The sequence below is a fragment of the Streptomyces monashensis genome (genome assembly GCF_001866665.1).
In the GTDB taxonomy this organism is placed as follows: Bacteria; Actinomycetota; Actinomycetes; order Streptomycetales; family Streptomycetaceae; genus Streptomyces; species Streptomyces monashensis.
This window is the reverse complement of sequence record NZ_MLYO01000034.1, coordinates 94,058-108,509: the sequence shown is the minus strand read 5'-3', so window position 1 is coordinate 108,509 and position 14,452 is coordinate 94,058. Positions and strand designations below refer to the sequence as shown.

Sequence of the window (14,452 nt, the reverse complement as noted above, 5' to 3'; positions counted from 1 at the left end):
CTCAGCGCACGAACTCCATGTCGGGATACTGTGCCGACGACCCTTCCAGCAGCTTCCCGCGGTGGCCGCGCAGCCAGTGGTCGAAGTACGCCGTGATGTAGGCCTCGTTGGTGCGTATCGCGGTGCCCGGATCGATCGTGCCGATGGCGTCGATCCGGTCGACGAGCCGCAGATGCAGCTGGGAGTCCATGTCGATGCCCGCGGAGATCCGGTGGTCGGCGTCCACCGTCCGTGCGGCTGCGGTGCCGCCCGGCGAGTGGCCGAGGTGCAGCGGAACCGCACCAACGCCGTACCGGCAGGACGGGACCGGCGGCGTCGGCTTCCGGGCGGGCGGTGGAGAGGAGCGGGCGGGGACGGCCGCCTGGGCGGGCAGGGCGGCCGTCAGGGCGCAAAGGGCTGCGACGGTGCAGGTGGCAAAGATGCGCAGCCACAGGGCCGGGCGGCGTGTGTACGGGTGACGCTTCGTCATACAGCCAGAATGGTGCCGCGCCGACCGCCGTACATCAGGGAAGCCCCCGATCACCACTTGGGGTCCCGCCGACTTTTCCCTGACGGACGGGCCCTACGGGCCAAGGCCGGTCTTCGGGCGCGCCGGAGGGATCATTCGAGCGGTGCCGTGAGTTCGTAGTGTCCGGAGGGCAGCCGGTACGAGGCGGTGCCGTCCGAGAATCCCAGGTACTGGACGCCACGGACACCGGACAGGGGAGTCCTGCCCTCACGGACGCCGGACGGGTCGACGGTGGGGACGGACAGGGTCGCCGTGCTGTTGGCGGGGACCGTCACCCGGTGGCTGAGGGTGCGGTGGTGGGTCCGCCACTCGCTGACGATCTCCCCGTAGGGGGACAGGTGCGAGCCGGAGACGTGGGTGATCCGCCCGGTCGGGTCGAGGTGCGGCCGCAGGAAGAAGTGGCGGAAGCCGGGGGCGGCCGGGTCCTTGGCGATGCCGGCCATGCTCGCGTACATCCACTCCATGATCGCGCCGTAGGAGTAGTGGTTGAAGGAGTTCATCGCGACCGGGCCGAAGCCGTCCTGCTTGGAGTAGGAGTTCCAGCGCTCCCAGACGGTGGTCGCGCCGTTGTCGACGGAGTAGAGCCAGGACGGCATGGCGTTCTGGTGGAGCAGCGCGTACGCGAGGTCGGCTCGGCCCTGGTCCGTGAGGACCGGGGCGAGGACGTTGACGCCGAGGAAGCCGACGGCGAGGGTGTTCTCGGCGTACTGCACGCGCGTACTGCCGGGGTGGGCGGCCTTGTAGGCGGCGTCGTTGCCGATGTTCTCGGCGAGCAGCGTGACCAGTTGGCGGCGCTGGGCCTCGGTGTCGTAGAAGCCGAGCTTGAGCACCCACAGCAGCGCCGTCTGGGAGTCGTCCTCCGTCCTGGTGGTGCCGCCCGGGGTCACGGGCGAGGCGTCGCCGAGACCGGAGCGCACGGTGAGGACACCGCCCTCGGTGCTCAGGTACTTCGTGATGAAGGCCCGTTTGATGCGCGAGAAGAGCTCCTGGTAGGCGCGGGCCTCGGCGGTACGGCCGGTGGCGGCCGCCATGTCCGCCATCAGCCGTGCGCTGTATCCGTAGTAGACGTCGCTCATGAACTGGGTGCTGGTCTGCTGGAAGGCGAGCCAGTCGCCGTAGATCGCGCCCTGCCCGGAGTAGCTGTCCCCGGTGCGCGCGTGGATCCAGTCCATGTACGTCGACATCGCCGCCCAGCTGCGGTCGATGACGGTGGTGTCGCCGGACATCTGCCACACCGTCCAGGGGACGACGACGCCGCAGTCCGACCAACCGCTCGCCGGTTCCGGCGAGTTGTACCGGTTGCCGGGCGCGACATGGGTGAACTGGGCGTGGTCCGCGCCGTAGGTCCGCTGGGAGTCGATGAGGATGTCCTCGAAGTGGCTGAGGAGCGCGACAGCGTCCACGTTGTAGAGGCCGGTGTGGGAGAACAGCTGGGTGTCGCCGGTCCAGCCGAGGCGCTCGTCGCGCTGCGGGCAGTCGGTGGGGATCCACAGGTAGTTGCCGCGCTGCCCCCAATGGACGTTGCCGATCAGCTGGTTGACCGTGGCGTCGTCGGTGGTGACCGATCCGATCTGCCGCAGGGCCGAGGTGGCGACCCTGCCGGTCAGGCTCGTGACGGTGACCGTTCCGCCGGTGACGGTGACGGAGGCGTACCGGAAGCCGTAGAAGGTGAGCGAGTCCTGGTGGCTCTCGCCCTGCTGGTCACCCTTGAGGGTGTAGGTGCTGGTGGCCTTGGCGCTGCGGAGGTTGGCGCGGTAGACGGAGCCTTCCGGGCCGTCGGCGCCCTTGCTCGCGTCGTTGAGCATCTCGCCGAAGCGGAGGTCGACCTGGGCGCCCGCCGGGCCGCGCAGGGTGTAGCGGGGCACGCCGACCATGTTCTGCCCCAGGTCGAAGACCGCCGTGTCGCCCTCGGCGAGGGTCACCGACGCGGTGGCGGCCTCGGCTGGATCGGTGACGGTGCGTGAGGCGTCGACGACGATGCGGCCCCTGCCGTTGGCGCTGCCGTCCCGTCCCGTGACCCCGGTGTAGACCGTGACGGAGCGCGGTCTGCGGTCCCACGCGGGGGTCAGCCGGGCGCTCTCGCCGGGGTAGGCGACGAGCTTGGCGTCCGGGAAGCGTGTGGCGTACGGGTGCTCGGTGACCTCCGCCCGGTCGGAGTCGTCGTAGCCGTTGTCCGTCCAGCCGGGCAACTCCGCGCGGGCGTCGTAGGTCTGGCCGTCGTAGATGTCGTCGGCGCGGTAGGGGCCGGTGTCCGTCGCCTTCCAGCCGGTGCCCGGCGCGGTGACGAGACTCTGCGTCGAGCCGTCGCCGTAGCGCAGCAGCAGTTTGGCCTTCAGGGCGAGCGGGTTGCCGTTCTGCGCGTAGTAGACGCTGCCCTCGGAGACCCGGCCGTTGTACCAGCCGTTGCCCAGGACGGCCGCGAGCGTGACCTTCCGACCGGCCCCGAGGAGTTCGGTGACGTCGTAGGTGAAGTAGCTGACGGTGGTGTCGTAGTTCGTCCACCCCGGAGTGAGCAGTTCCTCCGTGGACCCGTCGGGGGATCCGTCGAGCGGTACGGCGACGCGGCGGCCGTTGACGTACGCCTCGTACACGCCGAGCGCCGACACGTACAGCCGGGCCGCGCGCACCCGCCCCCGCAGCGCGGCCTCGTGACGCAGCAGCGGGGCGCCTGCGGTGTCCGGCTTCTTGCCCGCCATGGTGATCCAGCGGGCGCCGTCCCAGCCGGCTGTCCCGTCCGTGCTCAGCAGACCCGTCTCGAAGAAGGCCACCGGCGCCTCGGGGACGGCCCGCCCGTCCTCGTCCCAGACCTGGACCGTCCAGAAGTAGCGGGTGGACGGCCGCAGTTGCCCGCCCGCGTACCGCACGGCGACCGAGTCCGCGGAGGCGGTGCGTCCGCTGTCCCACACGTCGGCCCGGCCGCCGCGCAGTCGCTCTGCGCTGGTCGCGACGAGGAGTCGGTAGGCGCTCTGCCGCCGGCCCCGGGACGAGGAGACCATGCGCCAGCCGCACCGCGGCCGGGCCGCGTCCACGCCGAGCGGGTTCGCGCGGTGCTCCACCGTGAGACCTGCCAACCGCGTACCTCCTGCGACCGGTTCGGCCGCGCGGGCCGTACCGGCTCCGCCGACGCCGCCCGCCAGGACCACCGGCACCGAGCCCAGCGCGGTGGCCAGAACGGTCCTGCGTCGTATGCCCTCACCCGTCGTGCCGTCGACTCCGTCGTTCATGCCGTATCCCTTCGGCTGCCGAATTTTGTATCGATTCAGCTCGATCGGCCGATGAAGCTAGTGGCGGATGAGGTCGCTGTCTAGCGTTGTAGCGGGAGGAAGATGAGGAAGAACCGAACAGCAAGGCCTGCAACGTAGTGGCGATTGAAACCGTTCAAAATCGGAGTGCCGCCTTTCGCCCAGGTGGACGGCATCGGTTCGTCCACGCTCCTTGGGGGATCCTGTGATGGTCGGGCCGACGCCTCCAGGGGCTGATCGCCGCTCAGTACACTCTGTCACCGTGCGGAACCACGCGTGTCGGTGGGGACAGGGAGCGGGGCGGTGCTGCATGAGCCCATCGGCCGGGGCGGGATGGGCGTCGTCTGGCAGGCCCGGGACGAACTCCTGGAGCGGCGCGTGGCGGTCAAGTGCGCGCGCGGACGACGCCAGAGCGGCGCAGCGCCTGATGAAGGAGGCGCGGTACGCGGCGCGGCTGCACCACCCCAACGTGGTGGCCGTGTTCGCCTACGTCGCCGAGGGCGACGCCTGCTGGATCGTCATGGAGTACGTCCCCTCGCGCAGCCTGGCCCAACTGGCGGCCGAACGCGGCCCGTTGACCCCGCGGGAGGCCTGGCTCGATCGGCGGCCGGATCGCGGCGGCGCTGACGAAGTCCCACGAGGAGGGCGTGGTGCACGGCGATGTGACACCGGAGAACAACCTGGTCACGGAGGCCGGGGTGGCCCGGCTGACGGACTTCGGGATCGCGCGGGCCCTGTGGAGCGAGGTCACCCGGACCGGTACGCACACCACGACCGGCACGGTGCGCGGCAAGCCCCGCTGTCTCGCGCCCGAGGTGGCCAGGGGGAAGGCACCGGACGCGAAGGCCGATGTGTTCTCCCTCGGCGCCAGCCTGTTCGCGGCGATCGAAGGCCGGTCCCCGTACGGGGAGTTCGACCAGGTCATGGGCTACCTGGCCCGCGCCCTCGAAGGTCATGTGGACACCCCGGGACAGGCGGGCCCGCTCACCGGACCGCTCACCGCGCTCCTGGAGGTCGAGCCCGGGAAGCGCCCGGACGCGGCCGAGGCCCGTACCCTGCTCAGGCGTGCCGCAGGCCGTCAGCGCCCGGCGCCGACGGCGCACCGTCCTCGGCAGCCGGGGTGGGCTGGTCGGTAGCAGAGCTCCGGTGCGTCGCCCGTGGACCTGGCACCGGACGTTACGGAGGGCGCGCCGTGAGCGATGTTTAACGATCTTTCCCGGCCGCACGGTTTCTCGGTGGGCCCGGCACCGACGTCTGCGAACACCTGGTGCGCCGTGATCGCGGGTCGCACGCGGCTTGCCGGTGACCAGCCCGGCGGGCGCACAGCCTGAGGGCGGGGTCACCCGAACGGCGCACGCCGCTGTCGGTCCGATATGCCGGATTCGCCCGTTTGGGGCAAGCTGGATGCGGATCCGTTGCCCATCCCGTGATCACTGTTGTGCCGGGAGGCGTCATGATCGTGGTGGCCTTGCTCGTGCCGGTGATGGCCATGCTCGTCGTGTTCGCCCTGGACGCGTACGAGGACCTGTTGTTCCCGCCGACGACGAAACCCGGGCCGGATCAGGAGACGCTCGACCCGACGCGGGATTCCGGGCACTGATCGCAGACGTCCGCAGCGCTCCGGGGGTGGCTGCTGGGCGCCGGGGAAGGCCGGATCGGGCGTGCTCATGGGAAGCTTCCTGGGGGCCGCGAGGGCGGTCCGTCCCGCGGTCGGCGCAACACCCGCAGCGCCAGGAGGCTCCCCATGATGTCGCTCGATCTCCACCCGATCTTCCGGAACAACCGCGACATCGAACTGGCGCTGCGTCAGTTCCTCTTCAAGGCGAACCACGCGGGCGAACCCGTCGCGGAGATCATCCCCGGCAAGGGTTCGGGACGGCTCAGGACCCGCGTGCTGGCGTTCCTGGACCAGAAGCACATCCGGAAGCTGTACATCCGGCGCGAGGTCGACGCGGGCAACACCGGACGCATTCTCATCTACTTCCGGTGATCCGGGGGCATCGCTACCCTCCGCCTGCGTCGTACGGCGGTGACGACCGGTTCCGGACGGCGTCGAACCGGCCGATGATCCGGCGCAGTTCGCGAGCGCTTCGCGGTGACAGGGCCCGCATCACGGTGTCGAGCAGAGTGCGGGCTTCGAGAGGACTGCCGCAGCAGTCCCAGTGCGTGTTCCCCCCTTCGTGATCCCGCCACAGTTCGCGCTGGGGACGGTGGACGTATTCCTGCCACAGGCGCACGGCATTGCTGACGTCTCCTGGGTGCAGATAGTTGCGGGTGCGCTCAAGACCGGAGATCTCGGAGAGCGCACGCGAGGACAAGCCGTCGATGACAGGGGTTGGCTGGGGCGTCCGGCGGCCGGAGTCGCCGGCCCGGAGCTGTGCCGGCCGGCTACGCGGCATGGACCCTTCGGTTGATCGTCATGCCGCCCATCATGCCAGGACCCCGAACGGCGTAGCGAGAGAAATTACGGTGGCCACCCGTATGTCTCCCACCCCGCCGAGGAAGACCCGAACAGAGCTGACGTGGCGTCAAACGGGAGCTGTGACAGAGTGGTCCCGCAAGAGGTGATCAAGAGGAGGAGGGTCCTGCCATGGCGGCGGAGCTGAACGAGCAGGTGCGCGAGCGGCTGGAGGCGCCGAACTTCTGGTACGTGGCCACGGTGACACCGGACGGGGCGCCGCATGTCACGCCGATGTGGGTGGATCTGGAGGACGGGCTGGTCGTCTTCAACACCTCGGTCGGCCGGATCAAGGAGGAGAACCTCCGCAACGACGCCCGGGTCCATCTCTCCCACGCCGACGGCGAGAACCCCTATGACCGGGTGCAGATATCGGGCCGCGTGGTGCGCTTCGTCGAGGGGGAGGAGGCCGAGCGCGGTATGGACCGGCTGGCGCGCAAGTACCTGGGCCTGGACGGATATCCGTGGCTGATCGAAGGCGAGCAGCGGGTGCACGTGCTGGTCGAGCCCGAGCGGGTACGGCACATCGTCGGCGTCGAGCCGTTCCGGCCGGGAGTCATCCCCTCCTGAGCCACCCGGACGAGACCCGGCCGGTGCTCACTCACCTCGTGACGGCCTCTGCTGGACGGCGGACACCGGCCGGCAACCCCCGCTGAGGCCTCGGCGCCGTCAAGCCCTGTGCATGTCCCGCTGCCATCGGATCTCGCCTTCGTGCCAGGTGCAGGTGGGGGCGAGTCCGGCGGCCCTGGCCACCGCCGCGGAGGCCCGGTGCTCGGGGTGGACGTGTGCGACGACGGTGTGCACCGGCAGTCGGCCGAGCCGGTCGACGAGTCCCCGGGCCGCTTCGGAGGCGATACCCCGGCCCTGCCACGGTGTGCCCACCACCCAGGAGATCTCCGCGGTGAGGCCGTGCTCGGAGGGGCGGACCGTCGCCTGCACAGTGCCCGTGAGACAGGACTCGTCGCGGAGCAGGATCACCCAGTTCAGCCAGGAGACGGCCGGATCGGGGGAGCCCGCGGTCAGGCGCCGGTAGCGCGAGCGCAGGGTCTGCGGGGTGTCAGGCGTGCCGCCGATGAAGGTGTGCAGGGCCGGATCGGACAGCACCTCGGCCATCTCGTCGGCGTGCTCGACGCGCAGCGGCAGCAGGTCCACTCGCGCGGTACTGATGGCCCGTGCCGCGAGGTCGCTCATGCCACGACCCTACTCCGACCTCCTCATGAGACCGCCCCGACAGCCACGGACCTGGGGCTGCCGGGCCGACCGCGCGCGAAGCGAACTCGGCCCCGAGGACCGCTACTTGATGTGGACGAGGTTTCAGATGCGCGGACCACGACCCAGGCGGCGGAGCGCCCGGTGTCGGTCCTGGTGGCCGTGGCGGACGTGGCGGACGTGGCCGTACGGCTGGATCTGGTCGTCGTCGGTCCGAAGGCGGTCGCGGCCGGGGACAGCAGCCGTACCGGGCGCACGGCCTTGTCGAAGGCGGGCGGGGTCGTGTCAGCGACCACGGCCAGCGCTGGGCCGGGAATTCACCACGCACGTCGATCCCACGTGCGCGCAGCACCGTCGCGTACCGTAATGCCGGTAATGACCGTACGACTTTCGGACGGTAACGGCACCGGTGCGAGACCGACGGAATTGGTTCATGTGACAAGGGGTCCGGCGCGGGGCGCGGCTTCGACGGTCGCGTCGGCGTTGCTGTGCGTCGCCGCCGTTCTCTACAACGACTGGTTGCTGCAGTTCTTCGTGACCACCGGTCTGCCCCAGGCCAGCTCCTATGTCAGCGAGACCTTCGCGGCGGATCAGCCGCACCGGCTGCTGTTCGGCACCGTCGAACTGTCCTGCGCCGCCATACTGATCGCCGCTTCCGCGCTGGCCGCGCGGTCCGCGCCATGGGGCCTGGCGCTGGCGGGCTGGAGCGCCGTCGGGGTGTTCGGCGGCTGCTCCGTCCTGGACGTGCTGCTGCCGATGGGATGCGCGCCGTCGGTGGAGCACGGCTGCCCGCCCGACAACTTCCAGCACACCACCACCAGCGGTCTGGTCGAATGCTCGCTGTTCATGTCCATGGCGTTGTTCGGCCTCGCGGTGCGCCGCCCTGCCGTGGGCAGTCCTGTTCCGGGCCGCCTTCCGGGCGGTCCGGTCCCCGGCCGTCCGGGACCGGTCGCGGGCCGGTGGGCGCCGTATCTGATGCCGGTGTCGATGGCGTCGGCGATCGCCACCGTCGGCCCTTACCTGGGGCACCCCGGCGGCCAGGGCATCGCCCAGCGCATCCACCTCGTGAGCGTCGCCGTCTGGTTCGTCCTCCTGGCCGTCGAGGCCCGCCGTGCGGGCTCGCCGCCGGGGCGCCGGGAGGGGGATCCCGGCCGGGGCCCCGGCCGTGGTGGCCGAGAGGGTGTGCGGGCCGCCCTCGCCGGCGCCGGACCTCTCGCCCCGCCGCTTCCCGGTGCGCCGCACGCCCCGGTCCCCGGCTACACGAATCCCGACCGCCCGTCTCGTACGTCCCGCCCACCCTGGCCCTCCTCGGACTCCGGCGGCCGGCGCGGCCGTATCCGGGACGGGCAGTAGCTGCCCACGGCTCGGCGGGAGCGGGACAGCCGCGCCCGCGAGCCACGGACGGCGTTCCTGTGCCATGGTCGCTCCGCCGATGAGCGCGGTGGTCCAGGATGGGGTGCCATGGCGACAGTACTTGCTTTTCACGCGCACCCGGATGACGAGGTGCTCCTGACGGGCGGCACGCTCGCGTGGGCCGCGGCCGAGGGGCACCGCGTGGTCGTCGTGGTCGCCACGGACGGTCTCATGGGCGCCGCACCGGAGGGTGAGGCACCGCGCCTCGGCGAACTGCGGGCGAGCGCGTCCGTGCTGGGCGTGGCACGTGTGGTGCACCTGGGCTACGCGGACAGCGGACACGGCGCCGTGCTCCATCCGGATCCGCCGGACCGCACACGTTTTGTGCGGGCGGACCCGGAAGATGCCGCTGAGCGCCTGGCCGCCGTCCTGCGCGAGGAGGACGTGGAACTGCTCCTCAGCTACGACGCCAACGGCGGATACGGTCATCGCGACCATGTCAGGGTGCACGAGGTCGGCAAGCGCGCGGCCGAGTTGGCCGGGGTGAGCCGGGTACTGGAGGCGACGCTGCCGCGCGAGGGGGTGGACCGTCTGGTCGGACTGGTCCGCCTGCTGCGGATCCCGTTCCGGTACGACGCGGACGCGCTGCGGAACGCCTTCAGCCCGCGCGCGGCCATCACCCACACGATGGACGTCCGACGGTTCGCGGCGCAGAAGCAGGCGGCACTCGCCGCACACCGCACCGAGGTGTCGGGGACGGGGCGTCTCGCTCCCGTGATGAGAATGCTGGTCCGGCTGCCGTTCCCGGTCTTCGGCCGGCTGCTCGGCCGGGAATGGTTCGTCGAGGCCGGGGCGAGGACCGAGGGCAAGGCCGTCGGCGACATCTTCCAGTCCGTCGCACAGTGCCCGCCCCGACGGTGAGGGCTCGCACGGCGCTTGCGCCGACGGCGTCGAAGCGGTCGGGCTGTCCGGCGCCGGGCAGATGTCCCGCGTCGTCGATGACGGCCCGGTCGCGTGGGCGACGAGCCGGTGGATGGCCTCGGCGTTCGCGAGGGGTGTGGGGACGTCGTCCACACCGACGACCACGAGTACCGGTTCCCGGACGCGGCCGACGTCGCGCCGCAGTCGGGACGTTCGGCCCGCCCGCGCAGTGCCGCTGCGGCGCCGAGGGGTCGGCGGCGCGCATCATGGCCAGGACGCGCTGGGCGTCCACGAGGGCACGCGCGCGTCGCCGGTGACGGTCATCTCATCGGCGGACGCCGCCGTGGTTCACCGTGGATCACGGCCCGACGACAGTGACGACGGGCCGCTCGGCGCGTGGACAAGACTTGTGCGTCCCACACGTCTGCGGGGCTGCGGCACCCATGGTGAGCTGCGGCGATACAGCGACGTGCGAGGGGGAGGCCGGCCGCACTCGGGGCAGAGCCTCACGCCGCGCCCTGGTGAGGGCGATGGCCGCGCGGGGCCTCGCCGAAGCTCGGTGCCTCCACACCCTGGCGCCAGCCGCTCCCCGTGCCCGTCGAACGGCCTCCCGCACCGCCCGTGTCCGCCGGGCGGGAGCGCACCGCACTTCCCGGGGCGGTCATCGGTGTCGGTGATCACGCCCTGCACACGTGAGGCTCGGGCGGTCGCCGTCCGCCGTCGTGCCGGACCGAAGCTCCCCTCGATCGGGCCCGAGCGGGTTTCCCGTGGGCGGCCGCGGCCCGGTGACCTCGACGGTGGCCGGACGGAGCAGGCGGGTGCCGTGGCGGTACCCGGCGCGCAGGATCTTCGTGCAGATCGGTCGGTCCGTGTCCGCGCGGACGTGATGGGTGAGGGCGTCGTGGCACGCCGGGTCGAAGGGGTCACCCTCCTCGCCGAACGCCTCGACTCCCAGGGATCCCAGCTGTGTTCGCAGGGTGTCGGCTATCTCCCGGAGTCCCGGTGTCATGGTCTCGTGCGCGCAGGCGCGGTCGACGGCGTCCAGGACGGGCAGCAGCGTGCGCAGGACGTTGGCGACGGCGGCCTCGCCCATGGCCAGCCGGTCCCGGTGCACCCGCTTGCGGTAGTTGTCGTACTCGGCCTTCACCCGTTGCAGGTCGGCCGTGCGCTCCTCCAGCAGGCCGTGCAGCCGGGCGGGATCCGGGTCCGGCAACCGGCCCCGCTCCATCGTCGGCTCACCTCCGGATCACGTTCCTCACAGCCTGGATAGAACGCTGGCCTTTTCATGTCAAGGCCAGCGAGCTCTCGATCCCGGGGTGAGGCGTCAGGACGTCGGGTGGACCACCATGGCCGAGCCGCCGCCGCGCCGCTTCGGCTCGGCCACCGCCGTGACCTTTCCACGGGCTCCGAACTCCAGCGCGGCGACCGCGCCGATCTCGGGTGACGGGGTGAAGGCCGGAGGGGCGAGCACGAAGTGTTCACCGAGGGCTTCGAGAGAACGTCGTTCAGGGGAGTCGAGGAAGGCGGGTTCGGCCTCGGTCGTGGTGCGGTTGCGCTGCGAGATGCGCGGTGCGGCGACCGCTTCCGGCAGGCTCATGCCGAGGTCGAGGCGGTTGACGAGGGTCTGGAGGACGGTGGTGATGATGGTCGCGCCGCCGGGCGAGCCCACGGCGATCACGGGCCTGCCGTCGCGCATCACGATCGTCGGCGACATGCTGCTGCGCGGCCGCTTGCCCGGACCCGGCAGGTTCGGGTCCGGCACACCCGCCTGGATGGGCGTGAAGTCGAAGTCGGTCAGCTCGTTGTTGAGCAGGAAGCCGCGGCCGGGAACGGTGATGGCCGAACCGCCGGTCTGCTCGATCGTCAGCGTGTAGGAGACGACGTTGCCCCAGCGGTCGGAGGTCACCAGGTGGGTGGTCGACGGCCCCTCGTACGGCTCCAGGCTGCCCCTGCCCGGTGCGGTGCAGCCCGTCGGGTTGCGCGGGTCGCCCGGGGCGACGGGGCTGGTCAGCGACGTGGAGGGGCGGATGAGACAGGCGCGGTCCTTGGCGTACTCCTTCGACAGCAGTTCCTTGGCCGGGACGTCGAAGAACGCCGGGTCGCCCACCCAGCGGTTGCGGTCCGCGAACGAGATCCGGCTGGCCTCCAGATAGTCGTGCAGCGCCTGCACCGTGTCGGCCGGCGAGAGATGGAGGTTCTCCAGGATGTTCAGTGCCTCGCCGACCGTGGTGCCGCCGGAGGAGGACGGTGCCATGGAGTAGACGTCCAGGCCGTGGTAGGTCGTGTGGGTCGGCTCCCGAAGGATCGCCCGGTAGGCGGCGAGGTCCGCGCGCTCCATCAGCCCGGGGCGCACGGTACGCGTGGATCCCGGGGCCACCGGCGGGTTCTGGACGGTGCGCACCACGTCGCGCCCGATGTCGCCGAGGTACATCGCGGCCACTCCGGCCCGGGCCAGCTCCCGGTAGGTGCGGGCCAGGTCCGGGTTGCGGAACAGGGTGCCGACGACGGGCAGTTGGCCGTTCGGCAGGAACAGCTGGGCGGTCGGGGTGAAGTCGCGGAAGCGGTCCTCGTTCATCTCGGTCTGGGCCCGGAACTGGTCGCTGACCACGAAGCCGTCGTCCGCGATCCGGGTCGCCGGGCGCAGGGCCTGAGCCAAGGAGAGGGTGCCCCAGGCGTCGAGGGCCCGCTGCCAGGTCGCCGGGGTGCCCGGAATGCCCACGGACAGGCCGGAGTTGACGGCCTCGTCGAACGGGATCGCCTTGCCGGTGGTGGGATCCACGAACGAGTCGGGCCGCATCCGGGCCGGGCCGGTCTCCCGGCCGTCGATGGTGTGGACCGCGCCGGTGCGGGCGTTGTGGTAGACGAAGTAGCCGCCCCCTCCGACACCTGCCGAGTACGGCTCGACGACACCGAGTGCGGCGGCAGTGGCGACTGCCGCGTCGACGGCGTTGCCGCCACGCCGCAGCACGTCGATACCGACCTGCGTGGCATACGCGTTGACGCTGGAGACGGCACCTCCGCTGCCGACGGCGACGGCCTGCTTCGCGGGTGCCCCGAGGCCGGGCGACGGCTCTCGCCGCGCGGTGGAGGACGAGGCGGCGGCGGTGTGGGGGAGCAGGGGGAGAGTGAACAGGGCGGCTGATGCGGCGGTCACCACGGTACGACGGGTCGTCACAGGTCCTCCGGATTCGCCCCTCCTGGGAGGGGGTCGATGACGGGGAGGTGGGGGGTGCGCGAAACCCTGGCAAACAGCTGTGGGCCGGGCAACCGTGTTGATCAAGGTTTGTGGAAGATCTGAGGTTTCCCGGGGTAAGGAGGTGCGGCGAAAGGAAGGGAGGAATGGGTGGAAAGGGGCCGGCGGGCTCCGCTTCGGCGCGGTCGTGGCGCAGGTGCCGGAGGTGACGGGCTTCGCCGGTCGGGCGCGGCCGGTGCCGAGGGCTTCGGCCCCGGGATATGACCGTCGACCGCCACCCGGCCCGCATCCCCTTCGGGGCGAGCGCCGAACGCGGCATGGATCACGTGGTGCTCGGCAGTCAGGCTCGCGCCGGAACGGCTGGACCGCCGCGACGTCGGTACGACCCCGGCGCGGCGACGCATCGAGGCCGCGGTCGGGTCGAACGGCTCAGGTCGAGGCCTGGGCCAGTGCCGCCAGCGCTTCGAAGTCCCAGGTCAGTGCGCCCGAGCGGAGGTCGGCCGTGACCGCGTCGAGCCAGTCGAGCTCCGCGGTCAGGACGGCCCGGCGGTACTCGTCCTCCAGCATCGTGACCCGCGGCAGCGACAGTTCGCGCGCACCCTCGGCCGCGGATTCCAACTCGGCCAGCTGCGCCCGTACTTGGCCGGCGCGCGCGGACAGATCGGCCTCGACCTCCCGCGGCAGCAGCATCATGGCGAAGGAGAGCGCGGCGGGGAACTCCGGGTACTCCGTCCGTGATGCGGCCAGCATCTCCCGCAGCCACTCGCGCGTCGCCGTGCGGCCCGGGTCGGTCACCTCGTAGACCGTGCGCTCCGGGTACTGCTGATCCCGGCTGGTCTCGCGCACGGCGATCAGCCCCGCGTCGAGCAGCCGGTCGATGGTCCGGTACAGGCTCGCCCGCTGGCTGACGTTGACGACCTGGTCCTTCCCCCACTGCTTGATCAGCCGCTGGATGCCGTACGGGTGCAGCGGCCGCATGTGCAGGAGCGAGAGGACGGTGAGGCCGAGAGGGGAGCTGCGCATGCCTGGAGCCTACCCGAACCGATCTCAGATGAACTAGTTGACGTGCCACTAGTTTCACTGCAACTATCGATGCATGACGACAGCGACCCCGCTCGAGTCCGCCGAGCGCATCCACGCGGACCACGCCACCGTGAAGCACCTCGGACACTGGACCGAGGCCACCGAGTTCGACGTACGCGCCCGCCGCGCCACCGTCGTCCTGGACCTCCGCTCCCCGCGGATCAGCTGGGACGAGCCGGTCACCGCGCGGCTCGACCTCACCTCCGCCGCCCTCACCCTGCTGCTGCCCGACGCCGTCGCCGTGGACGGGTGGGGCGTCGCCTTCTCGGGCCGCGGCCGGGTGAAGGACGCGGAACCCGGCACCGGTCCGGCCCGGCTGCTGCTGACCGGAGCGGTCGGCGACGGCGAGATCCGCATCCGCCGCGGCGGCACCGCCCAGCTCACCGCCATGTGCTCCCGGGCCTACGTGAACGACCTGCGCCGGGCCCACCGCGACGGCGACTTGCCCACCGTCGACGACCCCACCCGCGAGAGGACCCACTGAC

Annotated in this window: 14 protein-coding genes and 1 pseudogene; 8 read left to right on the top strand and 7 right to left on the bottom strand. The window is 71.4% G+C overall.

The annotated features are described in order from the left end of the window. Position 1 precedes the first annotated feature (1 nt). Both BIV23_RS20955 and BIV23_RS20950 read right to left on the bottom strand, forming a co-directional pair. Positions 2-469, bottom strand: coding sequence for a hypothetical protein (locus BIV23_RS20955; RefSeq protein ID WP_071382436.1), 468 nt, complete (start codon positions 467-469; stop codon positions 2-4). Positions 470-600: 131 nt separating this feature from the next. Then, positions 601-3,732, bottom strand: coding sequence for an alpha-L-rhamnosidase (locus BIV23_RS20950; RefSeq protein ID WP_079173272.1), 3,132 nt, complete (start codon positions 3,730-3,732; stop codon positions 601-603). A 226-nt stretch (positions 3,733-3,958) separates the two neighbouring features. Here BIV23_RS20950 and BIV23_RS53585 point away from each other — a divergent pair. The 4 genes and pseudogenes from BIV23_RS53585 to BIV23_RS20940 all read left to right on the top strand — a co-directional run. Beyond that, positions 3,959-4,246: pseudogene (locus BIV23_RS53585) on the top strand (hypothetical protein); the annotation flags it as partial. A gap of 154 nt (positions 4,247-4,400) precedes the next feature. Next, entirely contained in the window at positions 4,401-4,886 is a 486-nt protein-coding gene (locus tag BIV23_RS20945) for a protein kinase domain-containing protein (protein ID WP_281250165.1), read from the top strand. Between the two features lie 317 nt (positions 4,887-5,203). Then, complete coding sequence (locus BIV23_RS50420) at positions 5,204-5,350, top strand: hypothetical protein (protein ID WP_177239977.1); 147 nt, start codon at positions 5,204-5,206, stop codon at positions 5,348-5,350. 144 nt (positions 5,351-5,494) lie between these two features. Then, positions 5,495-5,740, top strand: a complete 246-nt coding sequence (locus BIV23_RS20940; protein WP_071382435.1) for a Smr/MutS family protein — start codon at positions 5,495-5,497, stop codon at positions 5,738-5,740. 13 nt (positions 5,741-5,753) lie between these two features. On the opposite strand, the gene BIV23_RS20935 is transcribed toward BIV23_RS20940, so the two are convergent. After that, positions 5,754-6,068, bottom strand: a complete 315-nt coding sequence (locus tag BIV23_RS20935) for a hypothetical protein (RefSeq protein ID WP_245790590.1) — start codon at positions 6,066-6,068, stop codon at positions 5,754-5,756. A 272-nt stretch (positions 6,069-6,340) separates the two neighbouring features. On the opposite strand from BIV23_RS20935, the gene BIV23_RS20930 reads away from it, so the two are divergent. Beyond that, positions 6,341-6,778 (top strand): TIGR03618 family F420-dependent PPOX class oxidoreductase, encoded by a 438-nt coding sequence (locus tag BIV23_RS20930; RefSeq protein WP_071382433.1) that lies wholly within the window; start codon positions 6,341-6,343, stop codon positions 6,776-6,778. Between the two features lie 99 nt (positions 6,779-6,877). Here the strand turns inward: BIV23_RS20930 and BIV23_RS20925 are convergent, their stop codons facing one another. Next, on the bottom strand, positions 6,878-7,399 hold the full coding sequence (locus BIV23_RS20925) for a GNAT family N-acetyltransferase (protein WP_071382432.1): 522 nt from the start codon (positions 7,397-7,399) through the stop codon (positions 6,878-6,880). A 453-nt stretch (positions 7,400-7,852) separates the two neighbouring features. Here BIV23_RS20925 and BIV23_RS20920 point away from each other — a divergent pair, with 453 nt between their 5' ends. Both BIV23_RS20920 and BIV23_RS20915 read left to right on the top strand, forming a co-directional pair. Next, positions 7,853-8,770, top strand: coding sequence for a DUF998 domain-containing protein (locus tag BIV23_RS20920; protein WP_245790589.1), 918 nt, complete (start codon positions 7,853-7,855; stop codon positions 8,768-8,770). A gap of 108 nt (positions 8,771-8,878) precedes the next feature. After that, positions 8,879-9,691: a PIG-L deacetylase family protein gene (locus BIV23_RS20915; protein WP_071382430.1), complete on the top strand. Its 813-nt coding sequence runs from the start codon at positions 8,879-8,881 to the stop codon at positions 9,689-9,691. Positions 9,692-10,352: 661 nt separating this feature from the next. On the opposite strand, the gene grpE is transcribed toward BIV23_RS20915, so the two are convergent. The 3 genes from grpE to BIV23_RS20900 all read right to left on the bottom strand — a co-directional run bounded on the left by grpE (position 10,353) and on the right by BIV23_RS20900 (position 13,907). Beyond that, a complete protein-coding gene (grpE, locus tag BIV23_RS20910) occupies positions 10,353-10,919 on the bottom strand; it encodes a nucleotide exchange factor GrpE (protein ID WP_071382429.1) in 567 nt (188 codons plus the stop codon). A gap of 96 nt (positions 10,920-11,015) precedes the next feature. Then, entirely contained in the window at positions 11,016-12,866 is a 1,851-nt protein-coding gene (gene ggt, locus BIV23_RS20905; protein ID WP_079173270.1) for a gamma-glutamyltransferase, read from the bottom strand. Positions 12,867-13,313: 447 nt separating this feature from the next. Then, complete coding sequence (locus BIV23_RS20900; protein WP_071382428.1) at positions 13,314-13,907, bottom strand: PadR family transcriptional regulator; 594 nt, start codon at positions 13,905-13,907, stop codon at positions 13,314-13,316. A gap of 73 nt (positions 13,908-13,980) precedes the next feature. Between BIV23_RS20900 and BIV23_RS20895 the strand changes: the two genes are divergently transcribed. Further along, entirely contained in the window at positions 13,981-14,451 is a 471-nt protein-coding gene (locus tag BIV23_RS20895; RefSeq protein ID WP_071382427.1) for a hypothetical protein, read from the top strand. Position 14,452: the final 1 nt, after the last annotated feature.

Coding starts and splice junctions, on each gene's coding strand:
- BIV23_RS20955 (WP_071382436.1), bottom strand. CDS start 469: ATGACGAAGCGTCACCCGTACACACGCCGCCCGGCCCTGTGGCTGCGC.
- BIV23_RS20950 (WP_079173272.1), bottom strand. CDS start 3,732: ATGAACGACGGAGTCGACGGCACGACGGGTGAGGGCATACGACGCAGG.
- BIV23_RS50420 (WP_177239977.1), top strand. CDS start 5,204: ATGATCGTGGTGGCCTTGCTCGTGCCGGTGATGGCCATGCTCGTCGTG.
- BIV23_RS20940 (WP_071382435.1), top strand. CDS start 5,495: ATGATGTCGCTCGATCTCCACCCGATCTTCCGGAACAACCGCGACATC.
- BIV23_RS20930 (WP_071382433.1), top strand. CDS start 6,341: ATGGCGGCGGAGCTGAACGAGCAGGTGCGCGAGCGGCTGGAGGCGCCG.
- BIV23_RS20925 (WP_071382432.1), bottom strand. CDS start 7,399: ATGAGCGACCTCGCGGCACGGGCCATCAGTACCGCGCGAGTGGACCTG.
- BIV23_RS20915 (WP_071382430.1), top strand. CDS start 8,879: ATGGCGACAGTACTTGCTTTTCACGCGCACCCGGATGACGAGGTGCTC.
- grpE (WP_071382429.1), bottom strand. CDS start 10,919: ATGGAGCGGGGCCGGTTGCCGGACCCGGATCCCGCCCGGCTGCACGGC.
- BIV23_RS20900 (WP_071382428.1), bottom strand. CDS start 13,907: ATGCGCAGCTCCCCTCTCGGCCTCACCGTCCTCTCGCTCCTGCACATG.
- BIV23_RS20895 (WP_071382427.1), top strand. CDS start 13,981: ATGACGACAGCGACCCCGCTCGAGTCCGCCGAGCGCATCCACGCGGAC.